Source organism: Streptomyces sp. NPDC051569, from assembly GCF_044454085.1.
In the GTDB taxonomy this organism is placed as follows: domain Bacteria; phylum Actinomycetota; class Actinomycetes; order Streptomycetales; family Streptomycetaceae; genus Streptomyces.
Genome location: NZ_JBITDJ010000003.1, coordinates 398948 through 419612, shown reverse-complemented (window position 1 = coordinate 419612; position 20665 = coordinate 398948). Strand labels below are relative to the sequence as shown.

At 70.4% G+C, this 20665-nt stretch carries 16 protein-coding genes, 1 tRNA gene and 1 pseudogene; 3 read left to right on the top strand and 15 right to left on the bottom strand.

Annotated elements, in window-relative coordinates; translation table 11 throughout:
- Positions 1-14: 14 nt before the first annotated feature.
- Together ACIBAE_RS07630 and ACIBAE_RS07625 are read right to left on the bottom strand one after the other, a co-directional pair.
- Positions 15-800, bottom strand: a complete 786-nt coding sequence (locus ACIBAE_RS07630; RefSeq protein ID WP_399283062.1) for a pentapeptide repeat-containing protein — start codon at positions 798-800, stop codon at positions 15-17.
- A gap of 233 nt (positions 801-1033) precedes the next feature.
- Entirely contained in the window at positions 1034-3697 is a 2664-nt protein-coding gene (locus ACIBAE_RS07625) for an ATP-binding protein (RefSeq protein WP_399282933.1), read from the bottom strand.
- Between the two features lie 268 nt (positions 3698-3965).
- Between ACIBAE_RS07625 and ACIBAE_RS07620 the strand changes: the two genes are divergently transcribed.
- Both ACIBAE_RS07620 and ACIBAE_RS07615 read left to right on the top strand, forming a co-directional pair.
- A complete protein-coding gene (locus tag ACIBAE_RS07620) occupies positions 3966-4643 on the top strand; it encodes a nucleotidyltransferase domain-containing protein (protein WP_399283061.1) in 678 nt (225 codons plus the stop codon).
- A 713-nt stretch (positions 4644-5356) separates the two neighbouring features.
- Positions 5357-5521 (top strand): annotated as a pseudogene (locus ACIBAE_RS07615) (IS1380 family transposase); the annotation flags it as partial.
- A gap of 507 nt (positions 5522-6028) precedes the next feature.
- On the opposite strand, the gene ACIBAE_RS07610 reads toward ACIBAE_RS07615, so the two are convergent.
- From ACIBAE_RS07610 to ACIBAE_RS07600, 3 genes are read right to left on the bottom strand one after another with little or no spacing between them, the layout of a single operon-like run.
- Positions 6029-6529, bottom strand: coding sequence for a SitI3 family protein (locus tag ACIBAE_RS07610; RefSeq protein ID WP_399282932.1), 501 nt, complete (start codon positions 6527-6529; stop codon positions 6029-6031).
- Between the two features lie 23 nt (positions 6530-6552).
- Positions 6553-7896 carry a putative T7SS-secreted protein gene (locus ACIBAE_RS07605; RefSeq protein ID WP_399282931.1) on the bottom strand — a complete coding sequence of 448 codons (1344 nt, stop codon included), beginning with the start codon at positions 7894-7896 and terminating at the stop codon, positions 6553-6555.
- Positions 7896-8222: a WXG100 family type VII secretion target gene (locus ACIBAE_RS07600; RefSeq protein ID WP_399282930.1), complete on the bottom strand. Its 327-nt coding sequence runs from the start codon at positions 8220-8222 to the stop codon at positions 7896-7898. Before ACIBAE_RS07600 ends, ACIBAE_RS07605 begins: the two co-directional genes overlap by 1 nt.
- Positions 8223-9724: 1502 nt before the next feature.
- Between ACIBAE_RS07600 and ACIBAE_RS07595 the strand changes: the two genes are divergently transcribed.
- On the top strand, positions 9725-10351 hold the full coding sequence (locus ACIBAE_RS07595; protein WP_399282929.1) for a hypothetical protein: 627 nt from the start codon (positions 9725-9727) through the stop codon (positions 10349-10351).
- Here ACIBAE_RS07595 and ACIBAE_RS07590 read toward each other — a convergent pair.
- From ACIBAE_RS07590 to ACIBAE_RS07545, 10 genes are all read right to left on the bottom strand, one after another.
- A tRNA-Leu gene (locus ACIBAE_RS07590) sits at positions 10333-10417 on the bottom strand. The two genes, ACIBAE_RS07595 and ACIBAE_RS07590, sit on opposite strands and share 19 nt — an antisense overlap.
- 119 nt (positions 10418-10536) lie before the next feature.
- Entirely contained in the window at positions 10537-12093 is a 1557-nt protein-coding gene (locus tag ACIBAE_RS07585; RefSeq protein WP_399282928.1) for an aldehyde dehydrogenase family protein, read from the bottom strand.
- A 311-nt stretch (positions 12094-12404) separates the two neighbouring features.
- Positions 12405-13424 carry a sugar phosphate isomerase/epimerase family protein gene (locus tag ACIBAE_RS07580; protein WP_399283060.1) on the bottom strand — a complete coding sequence of 340 codons (1020 nt, stop codon included), beginning with the start codon at positions 13422-13424 and terminating at the stop codon, positions 12405-12407.
- Between the two features lie 101 nt (positions 13425-13525).
- Positions 13526-14929: a nucleotide pyrophosphatase/phosphodiesterase family protein gene (locus ACIBAE_RS07575; RefSeq protein ID WP_399283059.1), complete on the bottom strand. Its 1404-nt coding sequence runs from the start codon at positions 14927-14929 to the stop codon at positions 13526-13528.
- Positions 14930-14973: 44 nt separating this feature from the next.
- Complete coding sequence (eboE, locus tag ACIBAE_RS07570; protein WP_399282927.1) at positions 14974-16143, bottom strand: metabolite traffic protein EboE; 1170 nt, start codon at positions 16141-16143, stop codon at positions 14974-14976.
- A gap of 4 nt (positions 16144-16147) precedes the next feature.
- The gene (locus ACIBAE_RS07565) at positions 16148-16996 is read right to left on the bottom strand and encodes a TatD family hydrolase (protein WP_399282926.1); all 849 of its coding nucleotides are present in this window, start codon (positions 16994-16996) and stop codon (positions 16148-16150) included.
- Positions 16996-17601, bottom strand: a complete 606-nt coding sequence (locus ACIBAE_RS07560; protein WP_399282925.1) for an EboA domain-containing protein — start codon at positions 17599-17601, stop codon at positions 16996-16998. Before ACIBAE_RS07560 ends, ACIBAE_RS07565 begins: the two co-directional genes overlap by 1 nt.
- Entirely contained in the window at positions 17598-18446 is an 849-nt protein-coding gene (locus ACIBAE_RS07555) for a sugar phosphate isomerase/epimerase family protein (RefSeq protein WP_399282924.1), read from the bottom strand. The genes ACIBAE_RS07560 and ACIBAE_RS07555 overlap by 4 nt, the downstream gene beginning before the upstream one ends.
- Positions 18443-19531, bottom strand: coding sequence for an SCO3242 family prenyltransferase (locus ACIBAE_RS07550; RefSeq protein ID WP_399282923.1), 1089 nt, complete (start codon positions 19529-19531; stop codon positions 18443-18445). Before ACIBAE_RS07550 ends, ACIBAE_RS07555 begins: the two co-directional genes overlap by 4 nt.
- Entirely contained in the window at positions 19528-20661 is a 1134-nt protein-coding gene (locus tag ACIBAE_RS07545; RefSeq protein WP_399282922.1) for an inositol-3-phosphate synthase, read from the bottom strand. Before ACIBAE_RS07545 ends, ACIBAE_RS07550 begins: the two co-directional genes overlap by 4 nt.
- Between the last annotated feature and the right edge of the window lie 4 nt (positions 20662-20665).

Below are 20665 nucleotides of genomic sequence, written 5' to 3'. Positions count from 1 at the left end.
GCCCATCCAGGGACTTACCAGTGAGCGGGGCGGGTGAGGGAGGGCGGCAGCTTGGTGGCGGAGTCGCCCTTCGCCGCGTTGACCTGCGTCTGCGTGAGGAAAAGACTCCCGGTCAGATCGGCGCCCCGCAGATCGGCGTCCCGGAAGTCCGCCCCGATCAGATCGGCCAGCCGCAGATCGGCGCCGCGCAGATCAGCGGCGATCAGGTACGCCCCGCGCAGATCGGCACCTCGCAGGTCGGCGCCCTTGAGCCTCGCCCCGAAGAGATCAGCCCCTCTGCGGTTCTTCTTCCTGCCCCGGACCTGGGCGCGCGTCAGTTCACTCGTCCGCAGCAGCAGCGCGTTGACCTCACCCCGGTGTGCTGCCACATCCAGTTCCAGCAGGGCGTCGGGACCGGTCCGCGTGAGGCCTTCGATCACGTCCAGCGCGTCGCGGAGGCCGGCGTGCAGCTGCCGGGCCGGCTCCAGAGTCAGGGCCTCGGTCAGATAGCGGAGCAGTTCGTGGAGCTGCCGCATGACCGGGAGGACGGCGAACATCCGCTCCGCGCTGCCCGGGTCCCCCCGCCAGTCCCGCCCGCCGAAGGTGATCTGCGAGACCTTCTGGCCGGCGCCGAAGCAGTCGTACACCGTGCATCCCTGGAAGCCCTCCGTCCTGAGCCGGCGGTGAATGCCGCAGCGGAAGTCGGTCCGCAGGTGACGGCAGGGCTTCCCGGCCTCCTTGTCGACCGGGAAATCCGCCGAGGCCGAGAAGGTCAGTGCGACGCAGCACAGTCCGAAGCAGTTCTCGCAGTCGGCCCGCAGATCGAGGCGGGGGCCGGGGCCGTCCGCCCGGAGGGACGGGGACGGCGACGGAGACGGGGAACAGGACGGGGGCGCGGGTGCGGGGCCGTCCGTCCAGGTCGACCGTTCGGACCGGTCGGACCGGTCGAGCTTGTCGGACAAGAGTGCGGGTCTCCTGTTGCCTGGTACGGGGTGCGGGCCGTGCGGGGCGACCGTCGCGTCGAGCGTACCCCTCGGCGGACACCGGGCCAGGATCAGGAGCGCAGGTGGTCGGACTCCATCGCCCGGCGGGCCCGCGCCGCCACCCCGTCGGCGCCGCAGCTCTCGGCCAGCTCCAGACCGCAGGCCAGTTCGGCCGGGAAGCTCGCCGCGATGCCGTACTCGACGCGCGCGTAGGCGAGTTCGTACGCACAGGGCGACACTTCGAGATGGGCGACGGCCTGTGCCAGCAGCTCCGTCGCGGCCGGTCCCTCCTTCAGGGACGCCGCACAGCACAGGGCGACCCCGATCGCGCTGTGCGTACCGAAGCGTTCGGCCCGGTCGCGGGCGTACGAGGCGAGCTGGGCCGCGCGGCGCGGGTCCTCCTCGGCGAGCGCCCGTGCGAGGTCGCACGCCCAGGGTGCCATGACAACGTTGTGGCGTCCCCGGGCCGTCAACGCCTCCCCCGCCGCTTCGAGTTCGGTGACGGCCTCCTTCGTACGGCCGAGGGCGAGCAGCAACCGGCCGCGTACGGAGGGCGCGTCGGGGATGACTATCGAGGAGGAGTACGGCATGGCGAACGCGTAGCGCTCGACCGCTTCCTGGGCCTCGTCGACATGGCCTCGCGCGAGCAGGGTGTCGATGAGCATGCAGGCCGCGTCCCAGTGCATCGGCAGCCCGTTCCCGACCCGGTCGGCCAGGCGCAGGCTCTCGCGCAGATACTGCTCCGCCTCGATGAGACGGCCGCGCCTGCGATGGACGTATCCGACGAGGGCATGGGCGAAGGCCAGATGGCCACCGCTCCAGCCGGAGATCTCGAAGGCCCGCAGCGCCTCGTTGAACAGATCCTCCGCGCGGTCGAGCCGGTCGGCGAAGACGTAGGAGAGACCGAGCAGGGCGGACGGTTCGAAGCCCCACTCGGTGTCGGTCCAGCCGACACCGGGAGCCAGCCGGCCTCTCAGCAGCGCGCGTTCGCCGATCTGGACGATTTCCTCGGCGTTCTCGCCGCGCGCCGTGCCGTCGAAGGCGCGCAGCATCAGCAGGACGCGTTCGGTGTTGTCCCGTCCGGTGAGCCCGCCCGCCAGCTCGGCCAGCCGGCGCGAGCGTTCCGGACCGTCGTCCTCGACGGCCCGTACGCCCTCCCACAGGAAGTGCGCGGCCTGGAGCCGCATCCTGCCGGGCCCCTCGGGGGTGCGAGCGTTCTCGGCGGCCACCACCCTGGCGGCTTCCCCGGCCTGATTGTTGTGTGTCAGCGCCTGTGAGAGGCGGAACACCGCGTCCACGCGCAGGGTCTCGCCGAGTTTCCGGGTGTCGAGCGCGGCGCGGAGATGACGGACCGTGGTGGCCGGTGAGGTCAGCAGGGTGGCGCAGCCCAGCTCGTACAGCACATGGGCGCGCACGGTCGGCGTCGGCGGTTCCGCCAGAGCGCGTTCGAGGCAGCGGCGGGCGGCGTCCGGCGCCCCGACGGCGAGGTTCTCCGCCGCGGCCGAGCGCAGCTGGGCGACAAGCTCGGCTTCGCCGTCCGGGTGGACTTCGAGGAGGTGCGGTGCGGCCGCCGCCGCTCCCCGGCCGCTCTCGGTGATCGCCCAGGCGGCGACGCCGTGCAGTGCGGCGCGCATGCTCGGAGGGATGGACCGGTAGACGGCGCCGGCGATCAGCGGATGGACGAACTCCATCGGGTCCTTGCCGACGAGGATGCGGGCCGCCCGCAGCCGTTCCGCGCACTCGGCGGCCTGCGCCCTGCTCAGGTTCGACAGCCGGATCGCCAGATCAAGGGAGATGTCGGTGCCCAGTATCGCGGCGGCCCAGGCGAAGTGGGTGGTGTCGGTGCCGAGTTCCTCCAGTCGCGCGACCAGGCCCTTGCCGCGCGCCGAGGCACCGAGGGCGCGGAGTTCACCGGCGGATTCCTCGACGGGGTGGATATCGCTGTCCCGTACCTTGGCGAGCAGTTCGACGGTCTCGTAGGCGTTGCCGCCGGTCACCGCCCACACCTCGCGGCAGAACGGATCATCCGCGTGCTCACCGAGTGCCGCCCGGACGAGGTCGGCCGTGGCGTCGGAGGTGAGCGCGCTGAGCGTGACCACCAGCTTGGCCGCCGCCCCGAGTGTCCGCAGGTGTCCCTCGGTCTCGCCGACGGCCTCTTCGGTGCGGTACCCGACGACGACGAGGACGGGAAGCCCCCGGCCCGGACGCCCGGCGAAGGATGCCAGCCAGGCGAGGGTCTCCAGGTCGGCCCACTGCGCGTCGTCGACGAGGAGGACGAGCGGGCCATGGGTCTCGGCCAGCCGTTCGACCAGCGTGTCCAGACCGTCCCTGACACCCTGCGGGTCGGCGTGCTGCTCGCCGGGGGCCGTTATACCGAGCGCGGGCCCGACGATGTCGTACCGGTCGCCGAGCAGCTCACGCGCGTCGATGGGCTCACCGGCGGGATCCCCCACCGTCAGGGCGGGGGCGAGCAGTTGCCGCGCCACATGAAAGGGGACGGAGGTGAGGGTCTCGCCACCACGGGCGGACCACACCGTGGCGCGCCCGCCCGCGAGTCTGCGCACCTCGGAGAGCAGCGCCGTCTTGCCGAGTCCCGCCGCGCCCCGGTAGACGAGAAGCCCGCCGGTGGCCGGCTCCCCGCACAGTGTGTCGACGGCACGTGCGGCTGCCGCGATCTCGGAGTCACGCTCCAGCAGTGGGAGGGCTGACGACTGCTCAGGCCGTGGCACCGGCACCCCACTCCTCCTTCTCTCTTCTCTCACCGAATTCACTGAACTTCTCGGCCGTGCCGAAGCTTTCGCGGCTTCTGGACTGTCGAACAGCTCGCGGTCACAGGTGCAGAGCGTAGCCCCGAAGCATCCTGAGCGGATCCGATTCGGCACGAATTCGGCCGTTCGACTGCGAAGCTGCCCTCACCCGAGTAGAAACCGGGAAGCGGCGCGTCCACCAGCGCGTCCAGCGCGTCGAACGGCGTCGCGGGAGCGGAGGAGTGGCTTGACGAAGATGACGGATCCGGTGGTGGCGGCAGGAGCACTGGTCGGCGAACGCTTCCCGGACGCCCGCGCCGCCTTCCTCTGCGGCAGCGTGATCACGGATCGGCGTACGGCGTTCTCCGATCTGGACGTGGTCGTTCTGCTGGACGGCGATCCCGCGCCGTACCGGGAGAGCCTCCGCTTCGCCGGCTGGCCCGTCGAACTCCTCGTACACACCCGGGCGAGCTGGGACGGCTATGTGGAACGCGAGATCCCGGAGCGCCGCTCCCCCCTCCTCCTCATGACGGCGGGCGGCATCCCGCTGCTGGACCGGGACGGCGCGGCGGGCCGCCTGCGGACGCACGCGCGTCACCTGGTCGCGGCGGGGCCTCCGGAGGTGACGGCGGATGAACTGGACGACCGGCGCTACCCGTTGACGGATCTCCTGGACGACCTCGCGGGAACCACCGACCCGGGTGAGCGGCTGTACGTCGTGACCGAACTGGCCCGTCGCGCCGCCGAGTTCATCCTGCTCTCGAACGGATCCTGGCTGGGCTCGGGAAAGTGGCTCGCCCGCCGCCTCGACGAGATCCGTCCGGGTCTGCCCGCCCGCCTCGACACAGCGGTCCAGGAGGCCCTCACCGGCCGGCCCGGCGCGCTGGTCACCCTGGTGGACGAGGCCCTCGCTCCCAACGAATGTTCCCTATAGGTGTTATGGATTCTGTGCATAATCGGCCCCAGTTTGGGTCCAGGCCTGCCGCGCCGCGCGTCCCGACAGCGAACCCTCGCCAAGAGCGCCATGCGTCCACCAACCCGCCGTCCACCAACCCGCCGGAGCCGGTCCGCGCGGTCAGCGGCCAGGTGGTCGAGAAGCGTGAAAGCCGGCGCCGCTCCAGCGCCCTCCCCGGCGACCGGGGCTCCGCGGGTGCCCGGACCGGGCGAGTTCTTCCGGTCGAGCCCGTCCCGGCGACCACCATCTCCGACGGCGCTGCCCGTCTTCATCCGCGGGCCCAAAAACATCCGTTTTTACTGTAGTGAGCCGCGGTCCCGGCCGCAGCCGCAGTCGTCCCGGCCCAGGCCTCCGCCGAAGTGCTTACCCCGACCCGCGCACCGTCCCGTTCGGAGCCGCCCCGCTCCGCTGCGAGGCCTCCCACGTCGGTCTCCGGAGACCGACGCGAGCAGCCGCCCGCACCCGGGGCTCACTGGTCCCTCACACCCGGCAGCGGCACCACGGGCACAGGCGCACGGTGCGATCCCGCCACCGCCGCACGCAGCCGTACGAGCAACCGCGACTCGGCCTGCATTGCCTGGGCGGGAACACATTGCTGTGCGCGGAGGGCCGTCGGCACTCCAGCGGCCAATCCGCGAATCGGCGGCCTGGGCGCCCGACCCGCACCAGCAGCTCGCGGAAGACCCTGAACTTCCAACGGAGGAGTGGCTGATGAGGGTGCCCTGCTCGCCCAGCGTGGCAGGTGGCTGTCGTACTCGGTCGGCATGACCGTCACCGACGCCATCCATCAGGCCGTCCCCAACGTCCCGCCCGCCGCGTGGACGCCCGCTGTCGAACCCGAAGGCGAGATCCGCGAGCAGCGACAGCAGGGCTATAGGCCTGGCCACCACCAGCGCGAACAACCGAAACGGCCCGCCGAAGAAACCGACGGGCCGTCACGAACGATCGAGGCTGCACCGTACACGCCGTATCGATCTGACGATCAGAACGACAAGAGCCGTGGAACGGGAGATTGTTACGCACGGTTCTGTGAGAGCCGGGAGGTGAAATCCTCCTGACTGCTCAGCAGAGGAACTTCTCGCTTACCTGACTGCCCGCCGGACAGTCCGCTTCATGAAAGCGCGAGGCTAACCCGGACCGGCCAAGGGGCCGTTGGGCTGAGAGGCCGTAAAAATCGCCGCCCTGCTGATCTATGCGTCTCAGAGAGTTGTGGATGTTGCTCGATATATACGCTCCGCACTCTCCTGCGACTCCCGTACTCCCCACTGACTCCCCGGGAACCGCACCGAAACGGCCGTCGCCCCACCCCTCTGACCGGGGGCGACGGTTCACCTCACAGATCACGCGTGAATGTGACCCTCTGTTCAGTCATCCTCGGGAAAGAGAAATTCGTGGTCCTGCCGACGGTAAGGCGATGCAAGGCCGACCAGACGGTGTGCCGGCCAGAAATCGGAGCGCTCGCTCAGGCTCAGATCACCGCCTTGACGCAACAGCCAAACGTCTTCGTAGTCGACGTGCAGGGCCGCATCACCTGAAACCTGGGAGAGTAGCCCGGTCGCCAGCCGGACAATGGCGTCCTGCTGGGCGGAGATATCGGCCTCCTTGTCGAGGCGGAACACCACTGAGACCGTCGCGGCAAAAGCGCGACCGCCGATCATCGGGTCTCCCCACGGGAGCGGTTTGGCTGTCACCACCCGGATCCAGGTACCGTATGCCGTCACCGTCCCCACCCCAAGTAGCGTGTCCGGGGTCTCGGTCGCTGAGGCATCGAGCAACCGGAGCGACCGGGCGACCTCATTGAGCTTCTGTGCAACCTCAAGTGAGGTGAGCGGAGTTACGAGGTCGAGGCTGTAGGAAATCGCCATGTTGGCCGCCTTTCTCGGTTCGGTCAGGGGTAGAGGAGGATCACGTTGCCAGCTTTGTCGATCACCTTGACCTCCTTGAGGCCGTCGATCGGCCAGTCGTTCATCTGCTTTCGCATGGCGGCCATGTCGACGGGGCTGTCGGACATGTTCAGCACAATACGATCCGCCTGGCCATCGTCCACTTTCTTCTTGATCCCGCTGTAGATCTTGCGTGGGGTGTCGGCGGTGGGCGAGTAGCAGTCAAAGACCTCGCCCTCGATGCGATAGTCGGGATTTTTTGTCGTGCCGGGCACCTGTGGGTTCTGTTCGACCTGGTAGCCCTTCTTGGCCAGGATCTCGGCCGACTCGTTCTCCCGAGTGAACCCACGCACGGTCGTGGGGTCGGCCTTCTTCGGGATGTTGGTGGGGCGACCACCCGGTGTCGCGTTGGGGTCCACCGGCTTGGAGGGCTGAGTCTCGACGCTGGGAGAACTGCTGCCACCACTACCGCCGTTGCTCTCCATATGGACCCGGTCGGCCCCCATCGCATCCTCGGCGATCTGGCTCGCACCAAGACCGGCCAGGCCCACACCCCCGGCGATGACACCAGCCGAGAGGATGTTCACCGGCACGCCGATAACGGCGCCGGCGACAGTCAGGTCCAGGCCGGCGCCAAGGACCTCACCGCCCGCACCCAAGGTCGCGATCGTGAGCCCGAGCGCCACTTCACCAACGGCGCCCGGGTCGTGCAGCATTGCGTTGCCCACAGAGGCCAGGTCCTCGGCCGCGACCGTCCCGGCATCCGCGAGGAAGTCCCCGACACCGGAGAAGAAGTCGCCGACCTTGTCCAGGAATCCCGGTTTCTCAGGAGCCTTGTCGCGAGCCTTGGCGATCGCGTCCGCTGCCGCGTCGCCCGCGCTGTCGACCTGGCTTCTCGCGGTGATGAGCGTCTGGCGTGCAGACTCGCGCGAACTCTCACCAGGATCCGTGAAGGGCAACTCGTGTCCGGCGTTCGTCTCCGCGTTCTGATGTGCGAACTTGGCCCTGTCCGTCGCGGCTTCGCCGGCGTCCCACTGCCGGATCGCGTCTGCGGCCTGCCCATGCGCCCAGGAAAGCGTCGACTCGTATGCCGAGAGTGCGGTGGCGGCGTCGTGGAAGCAGTCCCCCGCCTCCACCCACTTGCGCGGCTCTCCCTTGAAGGCCGCTCGAAACGCGTCCCCCGCATCCCCCGACCACCCGTCGGTGGTATCGATCCGTTGGAGACCCTCCCCTGCCGAGTGCAAGGTGTCGCCGTAGCTCTTGAGCCATGCACTGGTCGAGGAGATCGCTTCTGGTTCGCCTGGTATGAGGCCCTTCGGGTCGTACGTTTCCCCTAATTCCTGTGCCACTACTTCACCCCCGGATCCTCACCGCTGTCGCTGCTTAGCGTGCCGTCGAGGTCCCTGACAACGTGGTCCTCGACCTCGCGATATGCCTTCACGTTCGCGTTGAGTCGCTGGGAGACCGTCGTAGCATCCTTCGCGAGGTGTTCCACACCGGTCTCCCAGCGAGTGCAGAATTCCCCGAGGACATCGGCAAGGTGTCCATGTCCGATGTCCGCCTTCTTGTGATCGAGATCGCTGACCTTCTTGAACTGCATCTTCGCCAGGGTGTCGGTGATCCCCGAAGCTGCGTCGTCCAAGGCATCCAAGTCGACCTTGAACCCCTCCGCCATGAGCCCTCCTGCTCTGCGCCGTGCACATGGCACCCGAATATCCAGAGTTGGTGGACGACCGTCCGGCCGGTTCAGCTCCGATGCAATGGCATGCACACGGCGAATAGAATACAGGGCGGAGCAGTATCTAACCTCGGACTTTCATGAGTGCGCTCGCCACACCTTGATCAAATAAGCGGAGAGTGCTCCTGCCCTGCAACGATGGAACTTGTCCAGGGGGTCCTGTTGGCTGCACACCGAAAGAAGCACTCCCAGGTGAGCAAGCACATCGCGTTGTACCCGCATGTTCGCGTTGAGGGCAGGGAGAGGGGCGGTCTCGCAGGCCGGGGCGGTGCTGCTGATGCGGAGATCAACAATCACCCGCACAGGACGCGGTGGTCCAGGTGAGTGCGCCCCGTCACGCGCCGTACGACTGACTCCAGCGGTCCGCCGGACCCGGACCGGTTCAACCTCCTCCGGATGGACGGAAGCCCGTACGCGAACTCCCCACCCGGTTGGTGGGATCAGCACAGCGGGGGCAGGGCCCGGTATCAGGTGTCATCTATCTGCCGGGACCTCCGCATCCCCTGTCGCCGTTCCACCCCGGCGACTGCCCGAATTGCGTACCGCCCCGCCCTGTGAGGACCGCGGCATATTCTTCACCTTGGAAGAGCGGTGCCGCACGTGCGCCAGATGTGGAGCTCTCCTCGCACATTTCTTGGTGAATTGCCTAACCGTCTGGCATTCAACCTGAACGTAGGCACCGTCCATACATCTACCGTCCTGGACTCCGCCGGTCATGAAATTCTGACCCACAATTATCTCCACTCTTTGGAACGGTAATGATCCGGAACGATCAGCCAAGTCGGCTGGATGTCAAGAGTTTTGATGCCAGGGGACTTCAAGTCCTTCTTACGGTTGTGGATCCGGAGTTGACGGCCAAGGCTGCCAAAGCACTGCTATGTCTTCTGGTGAATGTGGATGCGCGGAGGCGTAAAGATTTGGTTCGTGTGGTGAGAAAGGACTGGCGGGCGAGAGACGGAGAGTGTATGTGTGGAGTGATCGCGTTCGTGACTGGTACAAGGTGAATCAAGGATGGAGGCGCGATGCCGACGAGGTTCGCGTTTGCCGGGCGGTGTTCGACGGAGGATCAGCAGGACCCCGAGTCCTCGCGCGCCTGGTAGTTGGCCAGGGCCACAACTCTCGTCGCTCCTCGTGATGGGGTGATAGTCACGGAGTTTTTCGACTTCGGGCTCTCCCGGTCGGTCGCGCAATACGCACCGGTCCGGGACACCGAGGACGTGAGCATGGGACACGTCGGAGTGATGCGCCGGAACCCGTCGGACAAGTGAATCTTCTCCGACGACCTTGTCCACACCCCACTCGTCGATCAGGAGACGTTCCATGCCGTCCAGGAACTGCTCGCGGCCCGTGGCCGAGGGCACAAGGAACACAAGGTTCACCGCACCCGGCACCACTACGCGTTCCGGGGCGCTGTGACCTGCGGTCTCTGCTCGCGGAAGATGCAGGGCCAGCAGAGCCACCACGAGGCGTACTACCGGTGCCGCTTCCCCGAGGAGTACGCGCTCGCCAACCACGTCGAGCATCCCCGGAACGTCTTCCTCCGCGAGGCCGACCTGATCCGCCCGCTCGACTCCTGGCTCGGCCGGGCCTTCGCCCCGCACCGACTGGAGGCCACCCTCACGGCCATGGCCGAGGCTGCCGGCAGTGGGCAGGAGGACTGTGGCGCGGAGGTCGAGCGCGTCCACCAAGAACTACGGGAATGCGATGCGAAGCTCGCACGCTTCCGGGCGGCTCTCGACGCCGGAGGAGACCCCGTCGCCATCGCGGGGTGGATGAACGAGATCACGGCACAGAAGGTCAAAGCTCAGGCCCGGCTCCGGGCCGTACCCCGGCAGGCCGCATCGAAGCGGGACATCAAAGCCCTCGTGAGGGGTCTGGGTGATATCGCGGACGCGCTCCACGACGCCACTGCGGAAGAGAAGGCAGCGGTCTATCGAGGCCTCGGGATACGGGGCGTGTACCACCCGGGAAAGCAGCAGGTCAGGGTGGAGGCGAACCTCTACCCTGACCTGATTGCCGGTGCATCACCCCGTGGGGAGATGGTTTGTGTCCGAGGGGGGACTTGAACCCCCACGCCCGATAAAGGGCACTAGCACCTCAAGCTAGCGCGTCTGCCATTCCGCCACCCGGACGAGTGGTCGAACCGCGGGTGTTTGCTCGCGGCGACAAAGACAACAATACCAGGGGTTCCGGGTCGCTCTCACCCGTATATCCGGTGGTCAGCGGTCCGGGAGCGGAGGTGGGCGGGTGCCTACGGCATCAGGTGGTAGTCCGGGAAGTTGCCCGGCGGGCGTTCGTCCGGGGGGCCGTCCGTCACGGCTCGTACGAGGAGGTCTCCGCCGACGAAGGCGCCGCGCCAGGAGTGGCCGAAGCCGCCGAAGAGTTCGTCGCGGTCGCCGCGCGAGCGGGGTTTGCCGTGGCCGGTCTTGAAGGCCCGGATCTGGGGGGCGAGCCGTTCGTAGGTCGCCGGGTCATCGGTGGCCAGGGTGGCTACGAGGGCGCCGTTCGAGGCGTTCATCGCGGCCAGCAGTTCCGCCTCGGTGTCGACCAGGATGATCGTGTCGACGGGGCCGAAGGGCTCCGCGTGGTAGAGCGGGGAGGAGGAGGGCGGCCCCAGCAGGGTGACGGGCGGCAGGTAGGCGCTGGTGTCCTGGCCGGGCAGGAAGCGGGCGTCGGTCAGGTCGCCCTGGTGCAGTGGGACGGCCCCTCGGTCGATCGCCTCGGCCACCTGGTCGGCGAGTTCCCTGGCCTTGGCCGCGTTGATGAGCGGTCCGTAGTCGAGTTCCGGCGGCGGGTCCTCGGGGTGTTCGACCGCGAGGGGGTGGCCGAAGCGGATGGAGTGCACGGCGGGGAGGTACGCCTCCAGGAAGTCCGCGAAGAGCGAGCGCTGGACGACGAAGCGGGGGTAGGCCGTACACCGCTGCTTGCCGTAGTCGAAGAGTTTGGGGACGACGGCGGTCAGAGCGGGCCAGTCGGTGTAGTCCCAGACGCCCCAGGTGTTGAGGCCCTCCTGTTCGAGGATGTGGCGTTTGCCGAGGTCGGCGACGGCGGTGGCGATGCGGGCTCCGGTGTCCCGGCCGCCCACGAAGGAGACGCAGCCGATCTCCGGTGAGCGGACGAGCGCCTCGGAGAGTTCGCCGCCGCTCCCGCTGACCAGGGTGACGGGGATGCCCGCACGGGCGGCGAGCGCGCAGGCCAGGGTCAGACAGGCCACACCGCCGTCGGTCGGGGCCTTGGCGATCACCGCGTTGCCGGCCAGCGCCTGGACGAGCATGGCGTGGACCAGGACCGACATCGGGTAGTTCCAGCTGGCGATGTTGGAGACCGGACCCGTCAGCGGGGTACGGCCGTCCAGCATCGGCCCGATGCCGTCGGTGTACCAGCGCACGCCGTCGATCGCGCGGTCGACGTCGGCCTGGGCGAGCCGCCACGGCTTTCCGATCTCCCAGACGAGCAGCAGGGCGAGCAGTTCGCGGTACTCGGTGAGCGCGTCGAGCGTGGCCGCGACGCGGGCCCTGCGCTCCGGCAGGGGTACATGGCGCCAGGCACGGTGCTCGTCGAGGCAGGCGCGTACGGCCTGCTGGGCGGTGGCGGCGTCCAGGCGTGGCGGCCCCGCGACGGGGCTTCCGTCGACGGGGCTGGTGGCGGGCAGGACGTGCCCTTCGGTCCGCCAGGACCCTGCCCAGAGGTTGAGCGGGCGGTCGTCCCGGAATGCCTCCGGGGCCACGGCGAGCGAGCGCCGCCACGCGTCCGACCAGGACGTTCCCGCTTTGAGGGTGAGCGGGCGGGTGAGCGTGGCGGGTGCCATGGAGGTCTCCGCTCCGGCGGATGGTGAGCTGCCGGGCCGGGCCGGTCCGGCGTGCCCGGTGCCTCGGGGACGGGCGGGTGGCGGGCACGCGCTCCTTGCCCAGTATGGGCGCCGGCCCCCGGCGTCGCGAGACGGCCGGCCCGGGACGACCGCCCGGGAGGGGGCGGCCCAGGAATAGGGGGCTGCCGCGAGACGGCCGGCCCTCCGCGCGGGCTCGGGGGAGCGAGACCGCGCGGAGGGCCGCCGTGGTGTCGGTCAGTGACGCGCCCGGCGATGTTCGCGCGACGGCGCGAAGCCCGCCGGGAACGGCCCTAGTGCTTCTCGCGCAGGCCGTGCAGGTGAGCCGCCGACTTGCGGGCGAAGGCGATGGAGTCGACCGGCTGGTCGTGCTCCACCACCCAGTTGTGGTCCCGGCGGCCGTTCCGGGTCTTGTTCACCGCGGAGATGAAGCGCTTGTAGTCGATGTCGCCGTCACCGACGTCCGTCATGTCGTAGCCGTCACGTGCGAGCTCGTCGTGCGTGCCGTCCTTGACGTGGAAGAGCGGGTAGCGCTCCGGGTGCTTGAGCACGTAGTCGAGCGGCTCGAAGGGGCGCGGCTTGCCCTCGACGGTCTTGCTGAAGCGGAACTGGCCGGTGTAGGCCCAGTAGATGTCCATCTCCAGGTAGACCAGGCTGGGGTCGGTCTCGGCCAGCAGCACGTCGTACAGACGGACGTCCGGCTGGTCGGTGGCGAACGAGAACTCCTCGCCGTGGTTGTGCTGGTAGAACTTCATGCCCCGCGCCTTGGCCGCGGCGCCGTAGGCGTTGAAGTCCGCGGCGGCCCGCTTCCAGGCGTCGACGGTGGAGCCGTAACGGAAGGGGCCCGAGGCCGTTCCGATGTGCGGCAGTCCCAGGGCCTGGGCGTCGTCCAGGACCTTGGTGAGGTTCTGGGCGAAGCTGTAGGCGTCGGGGTTGTTGTCGTCGGCGTAGTTGACGTGGCTGCCGATGCCCTTCAGGCCGTGGTCCCGGGCGAGCTTCTTCAGCTGGGCGAGGGTGATGTCGCCGGTGCCCTGGGTGTAGCCGGCGTACTCGATCTCGTCGTAGCCGAAGCGCTCCAGCTCGTCGAAGACCTTGGCGAAGCCGATCTCGGCGACCTTGTCGCGCACCGAGTAGAGCTGGATGCCGAGGCGGCCGGAGGTCAGGACGGGTACGCCCTTGCCGTGACCGTCACCATGGCCGTGGCCGTGGCCCTTGTCATGACCCTTGCCGTGGTCCTTGCCCTGGGCGGCGGCCGGGAGCGCCGAGGCGCCCACGATGGCGGCGGCGGTGGCACCGGCGGCGACGCCGAGCATGTTCCTTCTGCTGAGCTTCCGGGCGAGCTCGGGGTCGGTGGTCTTCTTGCGGCTCAAGGGGAACTCCTTGTGTGAGTGGGGTCACTGCTTGTCAGCGCTTCTCAGTGCAGACCTGCAAGCTGGAGGAGCAGGGATTTCACATCGGTGGCCGCCACGCGGTCACCGATGGCCTGGGGGGTGGAGCACAGGATGAGCGGACCTTCCTCGTCGCTCGCCGGAAGGCGGCCATGGCTGCCGCGAATGGGCGAGGGGTCGAGGGGGACGACCGCGAGCCGGTAGCGCATGCCGAGCTTCTTGCGGGCGATCGCCTTGGCCGCCTTGAGACGGACGTACGGATCGAGGGGGTCCATGAAGAGTTCGACGGGGTCGTAGCCCGGTTTGCGGTGGATCTCGACCAGCTGGGCGAAGTCGGGCGCCCGGTCGTCGTCCAGCCAGTAGTAGTACGTGAACCACGCGTCGGGTTCGGCGATGGCCACCAGCTCGCCGGAGCGCGGGTGGTCCAGGCCGTGGCTCTTCTTGCCCTCGTCGCCGAGGATCTCGTCGATGCCGGCGAGGTCCTTGAGGGCTTCACGGGTGGCGTCCAGATCCTCCGGGCGCCGTACGTAGATGTGGGCGAGCTGGTGGTCCGAGACGGCGAAGGCCCTGGAGGCCATCGGGTCCAGGTACTCCATGCCGTCCTGGGTGTGGACCTCCAGCAGCCCGGCCCGGCGCAGAGCCCGGTTGATGTCGACCGGGCGCGAGACGCGGGTGATGCCGTACTCGGAGAGCGCGACGACGGTACGGCCGTCGGCGAGGGCGTCGTCCAGCAGCGGTCCCATCGCCGTGTCCAGGTCGGCGGCGGCCTGGTGGGAGCGGGGGTCGTCGGGGCCGTAGCGCTGGAGGTCGTAGTCGAGGTGCGGGAGGTAGCACAGGGCCAGGTCGGGACGGCGGGTGTCGATGATGTGCCGGGTGGCGTCGATGATCCACTGCGAGGAGACGAGGTCGGCTCCGGGGCCCCAGAAGTGGAAGAGGGGGAACGTGCCGAGTTTCTCGGTGAGTTCGTCGTGCAGCGCCACCGGACGCGTGTAGCAGTCGGGTTCCTTGCGGCCGTCGGCGTAGTAGACGGGGCGGGGGGTGACGGTGAAGTCGGTGTCCGCGCCCATCGCGTACCACCAGCAGATATTGGCGACGGTGTAGCCGGGGTACGCGCGGCGGGCCGCGTCCCACAGCTTGTCGCCGGAGACCAGGCCGTTGTGCTGGCGCCAGAGCAGGACGTCCCCCAGCTCGCGGAAGTACCAGCCGTTGCCGACGATGCCGTGCTCGGAGGGGAGTGTCCCGGTGAGGAAGGTGGACTGCGCGCTGCAGGTGACGGCGGGCAGCACGGTGGTCAGCGGGGCCTGGGAGCCGGTGCCGGCCAGCTTGCGGAGGTTCGGCATGTGCCGCAGCAGCTGCGGGGTGAGACCGACGACGTCGAGGACCAGCAGCGGGGTCGGGCCCGCGGCGGGGACGGTGGCGTTCTCGGTCACGGCAGCGGTGGCGTTCTCGGTCACCGCAGCGGTGGCGTTCTCGGTCACGGCAGCTCCTTGAGGCCGAGGTCGACCAGGAGGTCGCGGGCCAGGGTGAGTTCGGCGGCTATCCCGTCGGCGAGCTGCCCGCGTGAGCGGGGGCGCAGCTCGGGAGGGAGCGCCTGCCAGGTGTACGTCTCGACCTCCAGGTGGCGGGTGAGCGGTCGCGGCCCGCCGACGAGCCGGGTCAGCGCGTCCTGGAGTACGGGGAGGGTGGAGGTGAGCGGTGGTGCGGGCGGGGCGTGCAGCGGGACGTGGAAGTGCGCGCGCCAGGGGGCGTCGTCGGGCAGGGCGTCGCCGCCGAGGGCCTCGTCCAGGTCGTCGGTGCCGAGCAGCCCGGCGGTGGTGCGGGTGCGGGTCTGGTGGAGGAAGCGGGGCTCGGCGAACGCGCCGAGAGCGTTCCGTACCTCCGGCAGGTGCGGCTGCTCGGCGTGGAGCGCGGCGGACAACTGCGCCTTGGGGATGGCGATGCGCGCCGCTTCCAGCGCTTTCAGGGCGGTGGCCGGGTCCTCGAAGGAGGTCGCGAGGTGGCAGGTGTCGACGCAGATGCCGATCCGGTGGCTGGCGATGTCGGTGAGCGGGCGGATCGCGTCGGCGGTGGTCTCGACGGTGCAGCCGGGCTCCGGTTCCAGGGCGATCCGGATGGATTTGCCGGTCAGCTCCTCCAGCGCGTCGAGGCGCTCGGCGAGCGTGCTCAGCGCGGCATGCGCGGTGCGGGCCGCTTCGGCGTCGTACGGGGTACGCCAGGCGAGCGGGAGGGTGGAGACGGAGCCTTCGGTGACATCGTCGGGCAGCAGCGCGGCGAGCAGCCGGGCGAGGTCGCTGGTGTACGCGAGGCGCTCGGGGTCGGCCCAGTCCGGCTTGTACACGCGGTACTTGACCTCTTCGGCGCCGAATCCCTCGTAGGGGAATCCGTTGAGGGTGACGACCTCCAGGCCGCGCCGGTCGAGTTCGGCGCGCAGCCCGCGCAGCACCGAGGGGTCGTTGATCAGGGACTGGGCGGCGTCCCTGGCGAGCCAGAGGCCGATGCCGAGCCTGTCCCGGCCGAGGCGCTTGCGTACCGGCTCGCAGTGGTCGCGCAGCTGGGCGAGGACGCCTTCGAGGTTCTCGGCGGGGTGGACGTTGGTGCAGTACGAGAGGTGGACGGTGGAGCCGTCGGGGTGGCGGAAGCGCATGGCCTCACTCCCCGCCGCGGAGGATGGAGTTGCCCTCGTGGAGGGCCTCCGGGGCGGGGACGTCGAGCTGGAGTCTCCCGCTGAGCCCGTAGAACGCGACGGGGTTGCGCCACAGGACCAGGTCGACGTCGTCCTCGGTGAAGCCGGCGGCGAGCATCGCGTCGCCGACCTTGCGGGTCTTGAGGGGGTCGCTCTTGCCCCAGTCCGCGGCGGAGTTGACGAGCACCTTGTCGGTGCCGTGCGCCTTGAGGACGGCGACCAGGCGGTCCTCGTCCATCTTGGTGTCCGGGTAGATGGAGAACCCGAGCCAGCTGCCGCTCTCGGCGGCGTCCTTGACGGTCGTCTCGTTGAGATGGTCGAGGACGACCATCTCCGGCGCCAGCGCGGACTCGCGGATGACGTCGATCGTGCGGCGCAGGCCCGACAGCTTGTCGCGGTGCGGGGTGTGCACGAGCGCGGGCAGGCCGTGGTCGGCGGCGAGCTGCAACTGGGCGGAGAGGGCGAGGTCCTCGGCCGGGGTCATCGAGTCGTAGCCGATCTCGCCGACGGCGACGACACCGTCCTTGACGAGGTAGCGCGGCAGCTCGTCCAGGACGGGCGTGCAGCGCGGGTCGTTCGCCTCTTTGGGGTTGAGGGCGAGGGTGCAGTGGTGCGCGATGCCGTACTGGGCGGCGCGGAACGGCTCCCAGCCGAGGAGCGCGTCGAAGTAGTCGAAGAAGCTCTCGGGCGACGTGCGGGGCTGGCCGAGCCAGAAGGACGGCTCGACCAGGGCGCGGACACCGGAGGCGTACATCGCCTGGTAGTCGTCCGTGGTACGGGAGGTCATGTGGATGTGGGGGTCGAAGATGCGCATCAGGACTCCTCGCCGGTCAGATTCAGCGCGTGGTGCAGGTCGGCGGGTACGGAACGGCCGGCGGCGGTGCGTTCGGCCGCGAAGTCGGCGAGCATCCGGGCCAGTTCGGCGTCCGCGTGGGCCCGGGTGGCCAGGCCCTCGACGGCGTCGAGCGGCACGCCGGTGAAGAGACACTTCAGGATGGCGTGTCTCCAGGCGTGGGGGTCGAGGTGGGCGGCGGCGTACGGCCCGACCGCGGCGGCGACGAGCCGGGTGTCGTTGGTCCGCAGGGCGTCCTCGGTCAGCGGCAGCGCGCCGGGCCCGGTGACGAGGTCCGGCAGGGCGAGCAGTACGGCGCGGCGCTCGGCCGCGCTGCCCCGCTGGTAGAGCCGGGTGAGGGTGGGCAGGCCGGCGCCGGCTTCCCGGAGCAGCAGGGTGCGTACGGCGTCGGCGTGGTCCTGGCCGCAGTGCCGGCCGGCGGTGGCGAAGCGCAGTTCCCAGGGGGCGGTGGCGCGGTCGTCGTCACCGTCCTCGGCCGCTGTCGCCGCCTCGGCGAGTGCGGTGTCGAGCCAGGACGCGGCGGCCGCGTCGAGCTGGGGGGCGAGTTCCTCGCGGGTGGGGGTCATGCCGGTGATGCTCCCTTCGTGCGGAGGAAGTCCAGCGAGGTACGGGCCAGTTCGGACCCGGCGTGGGAGTGGCGGGGCAGTTCGACGACGGTCAGGCCCTGGTAGCCGGTGGCGGCCAGCGCCGCCAGTACGGGCGGGAAGTCGATCTCGCCTTCCCCGAAGGGGAGGTGCTCGTGGACGCCGCGCCGCATGTCCTCGATCTGCACGTGCCGCAGCCAGGGCGCGGCCTCCCGTACGCAGTCGGCGGGCGAGGCGTCCTCCAGGCACTGGCAGTGCCCGATGTCGAGCGTGAGACCGAGCGGGTCCGGGTCGCCGAGGAGGTGTCTGAGCTGGTGGAAGCCGGCGAGGTCCGCGACGAGATGGCCGGGTTCCGGCTCGACCGCGAGCGGGATGTCGGCGGCGTCCGCCGCGTCGAGCACCGGGCCCATCGCCTCTTCGAGCCGCTTCCAGGCGGTGTCGGTGTCGGTGCCCGGCGGGGTGATCCCGCTGAAGCAGTGCACGGCGTGGGCGCCGAGGTCGGAGGCCACCTGGACGGCGGTGACCAGCAGCGCCGTACGGGCCGCGCGGCCCTGGGGGTCCGGGTCGAGCAGGGACGGCCCGTGCTTGCGGCGGGGGTCGAGCACATAGCGGGCGCCGGTCTCGACGGTGACCCCGAGTCCCAGTTCCGCGAGGCGCCGGGCGACCCGCTGGGTGCGGGCGGCGAGTTCGGGGGCCATGGGGTCGAGATGCATGTGGTCGAGGGTGAGCCCGACCCCGTCGTATCCGAGGTCGGCGAGCAGCCCGAGGGCGTCGTCGAGCCGGAGGTCGGTGAGCCCGTTGGTGCCGTAACCGAATCGCAGGCTCATGTCGGGCTCACTTTCCGTGCGAGGGTTCGGGCCAGCGGGACGAGCGCCATGACTCCGGCGGCGACACCGGCGGCCCCGCCGCGCGCGGCCAGCGCGGCTTGCAGCGGGATCATGGCCCGGATCCCGCCGCCGACGGCGCGCTGGGTGAGCGGCGGGGACGGATTGAGGACGGCGTGCAGCAGGGGCCGCCCGGCGGTCCCGACATAGACGGCGGCGAGCGCGCCCGCGACGAGCGCGGCGGGCTCCGTCCGGTGGGCCCTGGTGCCCCGCCCGGGAGCGCCGGCGAACCGGCCCGGAGCAGCAGAGGCCGGGGCCGATGGCGGCTGTGTCCCGGCCGGGGCGGGGACCGGGGTGGTGGTGCGGCCCGCCAGCAGGCCGAGGGCCGCCGTGGCCGCGAGCGCGGCGAGGGGGGCGGCCGTCGAGCCGCCCTGGGTCTCGCGGCGCGAGACCGTGGTGACGGCGACCGTGTGCGCGCCGAGCAGGGCCGCTGACGGCAGGGCGGCACGCGCTCCGCCCCACGGGTCGCGCGAGCCGGTGCCGTGGACGACGGGCGCGGCGGGCGTGGCGGTACGGGACGGTGCCCGGCCGCTGCCCCCGCCCATGGCGCCCGCCCCACGCGCGGTCGCCGTCGCACCCAGCAGCAGGTCCAGGGTTCTGGCCGCGCCCATCGCCAGCGGGCCCGCCGGGGTGTGCTTGAGGCGGGTGTCGTACGCCCAGACCGTGGCCGCCAGGGCCGTACCCACCGCCAGGGCAGGTCGGCCCGCGCCGGCGGCCAGGGCCAGGCCCGCCGCCGTCAGGCCGCCGGCGGCCGCGAGGGCCGCGCGCGGGGAGATCCGGCCCGAGGGGATCGGGCGGTGCGGGCGGTCGATCGCGTCCTCCTCGCGGTCCGCCCAGTCGTTCAGCGCCATACCGGCCTCGTACAGGCAGAGCGAGGCGCCGACGGCGAGCGCGGTGGAGCGGTTGGGGCGTACGCCGAGGGCGGCCGCGCCGGCCAGGGCGTCGCCCGGGACGGTGAAGAGGGCGGACACGCGCAGCAGTTCGGCCCAGGGGCGCAGGCTTTCGCGCAGCCCCGCGCGCAGGCTCACCGTGTCTCCTTCAGCCGGTCGGCGAAGGAGAGGAGCACCTCGAACTGCTCGGCGAGCGCGGCCGGTCCGCCGTCCGGGTCCTTGAAGAAGAAGCCCAGTTCGGGCAGCGGCCCGCTCAGTCCGGCCTCGTGCGCGCGGGCCACCAGCCGGGCGAGGTCGAGCACCAGCGGCGCGGCGAGGGCCGAGTCGCAGCCCTGCCAGATCGTCTGGAGGATCATCCGGGAGCCGAGGAAGCCGTCGAAGGCGATGTGGTCCCAGGCAGTCTTCCAGTCGCCGAGCGCCGGGACGTCGTCGATGTGGACCTCGCCCTCGGGGGCGGTGCCCAGTGTGTCGGCGAGGACGCGTTCCTTGCCGGCGTTCTTGGCCGCCGCCGCGGCCGGGTCGGCCAGCGCCGCTCCGTCCCCGCCGCCCAGCAGATTCGTCCCCGACCAGGCCCGTACGGTCAGGGCCCGCTGGACGAACATCGGGGCGAGCACGGAACGGAGCAGCGTCTGGCCTGTTTTGCCGTCGCGGCCGGCGTGGGGAAGGCCGCCGGCCTCGGCGGCGGCGGTGAGGGCGGCGGTGCGCAGCCCGGTGGAGGGGGTGAAGTTCACGTAGGAGCAGCCTGCGCGGACGGCGGCCGCCGCGTACAGCGAGCTGGCGGGCAGCCGGGGGTCGTCCGGGGCGGGGTGGGGTTCGGTGGAGGAGACGTTGATGACGACGGTCCGCGTGACGCCGGTGCGCCGGGCGAAGTCCGTGATGTCCTCGGCGAAGGCGGCGATGAGTTCCTCGTCGCTCCGGGTGTCGCCGGGGTGGGGGCCGCCGGCCCGTATCTCCTGGTCGGCGGCGGTCAGTTCGGTGTGGACGGCGGAGGGCAGTCCGTGCGGGAGCACGCCGGCCGCGGTCAGCTCCTCCGCGCGCTTGGGCAGCGGGCAGGACGCCGTGTCGTGTCCGCCGAAGACGAGGGAGGAGAGGGCGGCCAGGCCCGACTCCGCGAAGGGCGCGGTCTCGGTGACCATGCCGGTCGGGGGGTGGAGCCCGGCGGTGACCGCCGCGCATCCCGCGACGGCGGTCGTGGCGACGGAGCCGCGCGCCCCGACGAACCAGATTCCGGTGCGTACTGCAGTCGATTCTGTGGCGGTCGTCGTCACGGGG

Bases quoted from the DNA above. Each gene is read 5' to 3' on its own strand.
- ACIBAE_RS07620 (WP_399283061.1), top strand. From the start codon at position 3,966: ATGACGGATCCGGTGGTGGCGGCAGGAGCACTGGTCGGCGAACGCTTC.
- ACIBAE_RS07610 (WP_399282932.1), bottom strand. From the start codon at position 6,529: ATGGCGATTTCCTACAGCCTCGACCTCGTAACTCCGCTCACCTCACTT.
- ACIBAE_RS07600 (WP_399282930.1), bottom strand. From the start codon at position 8,222: ATGGCGGAGGGGTTCAAGGTCGACTTGGATGCCTTGGACGACGCAGCT.
- ACIBAE_RS07595 (WP_399282929.1), top strand. From the start codon at position 9,725: ATGCAGGGCCAGCAGAGCCACCACGAGGCGTACTACCGGTGCCGCTTC.
- ACIBAE_RS07585 (WP_399282928.1), bottom strand. From the start codon at position 12,093: ATGGCACCCGCCACGCTCACCCGCCCGCTCACCCTCAAAGCGGGAACG.
- ACIBAE_RS07580 (WP_399283060.1), bottom strand. From the start codon at position 13,424: ATGCTCGGCGTCGCCGCCGGTGCCACCGCCGCCGCCATCGTGGGCGCC.
- eboE (WP_399282927.1), bottom strand. From the start codon at position 16,143: ATGCGCTTCCGCCACCCCGACGGCTCCACCGTCCACCTCTCGTACTGC.
- ACIBAE_RS07565 (WP_399282926.1), bottom strand. From the start codon at position 16,996: ATGCGCATCTTCGACCCCCACATCCACATGACCTCCCGTACCACGGAC.
- ACIBAE_RS07560 (WP_399282925.1), bottom strand. From the start codon at position 17,601: ATGACCCCCACCCGCGAGGAACTCGCCCCCCAGCTCGACGCGGCCGCC.
- ACIBAE_RS07555 (WP_399282924.1), bottom strand. From the start codon at position 18,446: ATGAGCCTGCGATTCGGTTACGGCACCAACGGGCTCACCGACCTCCGG.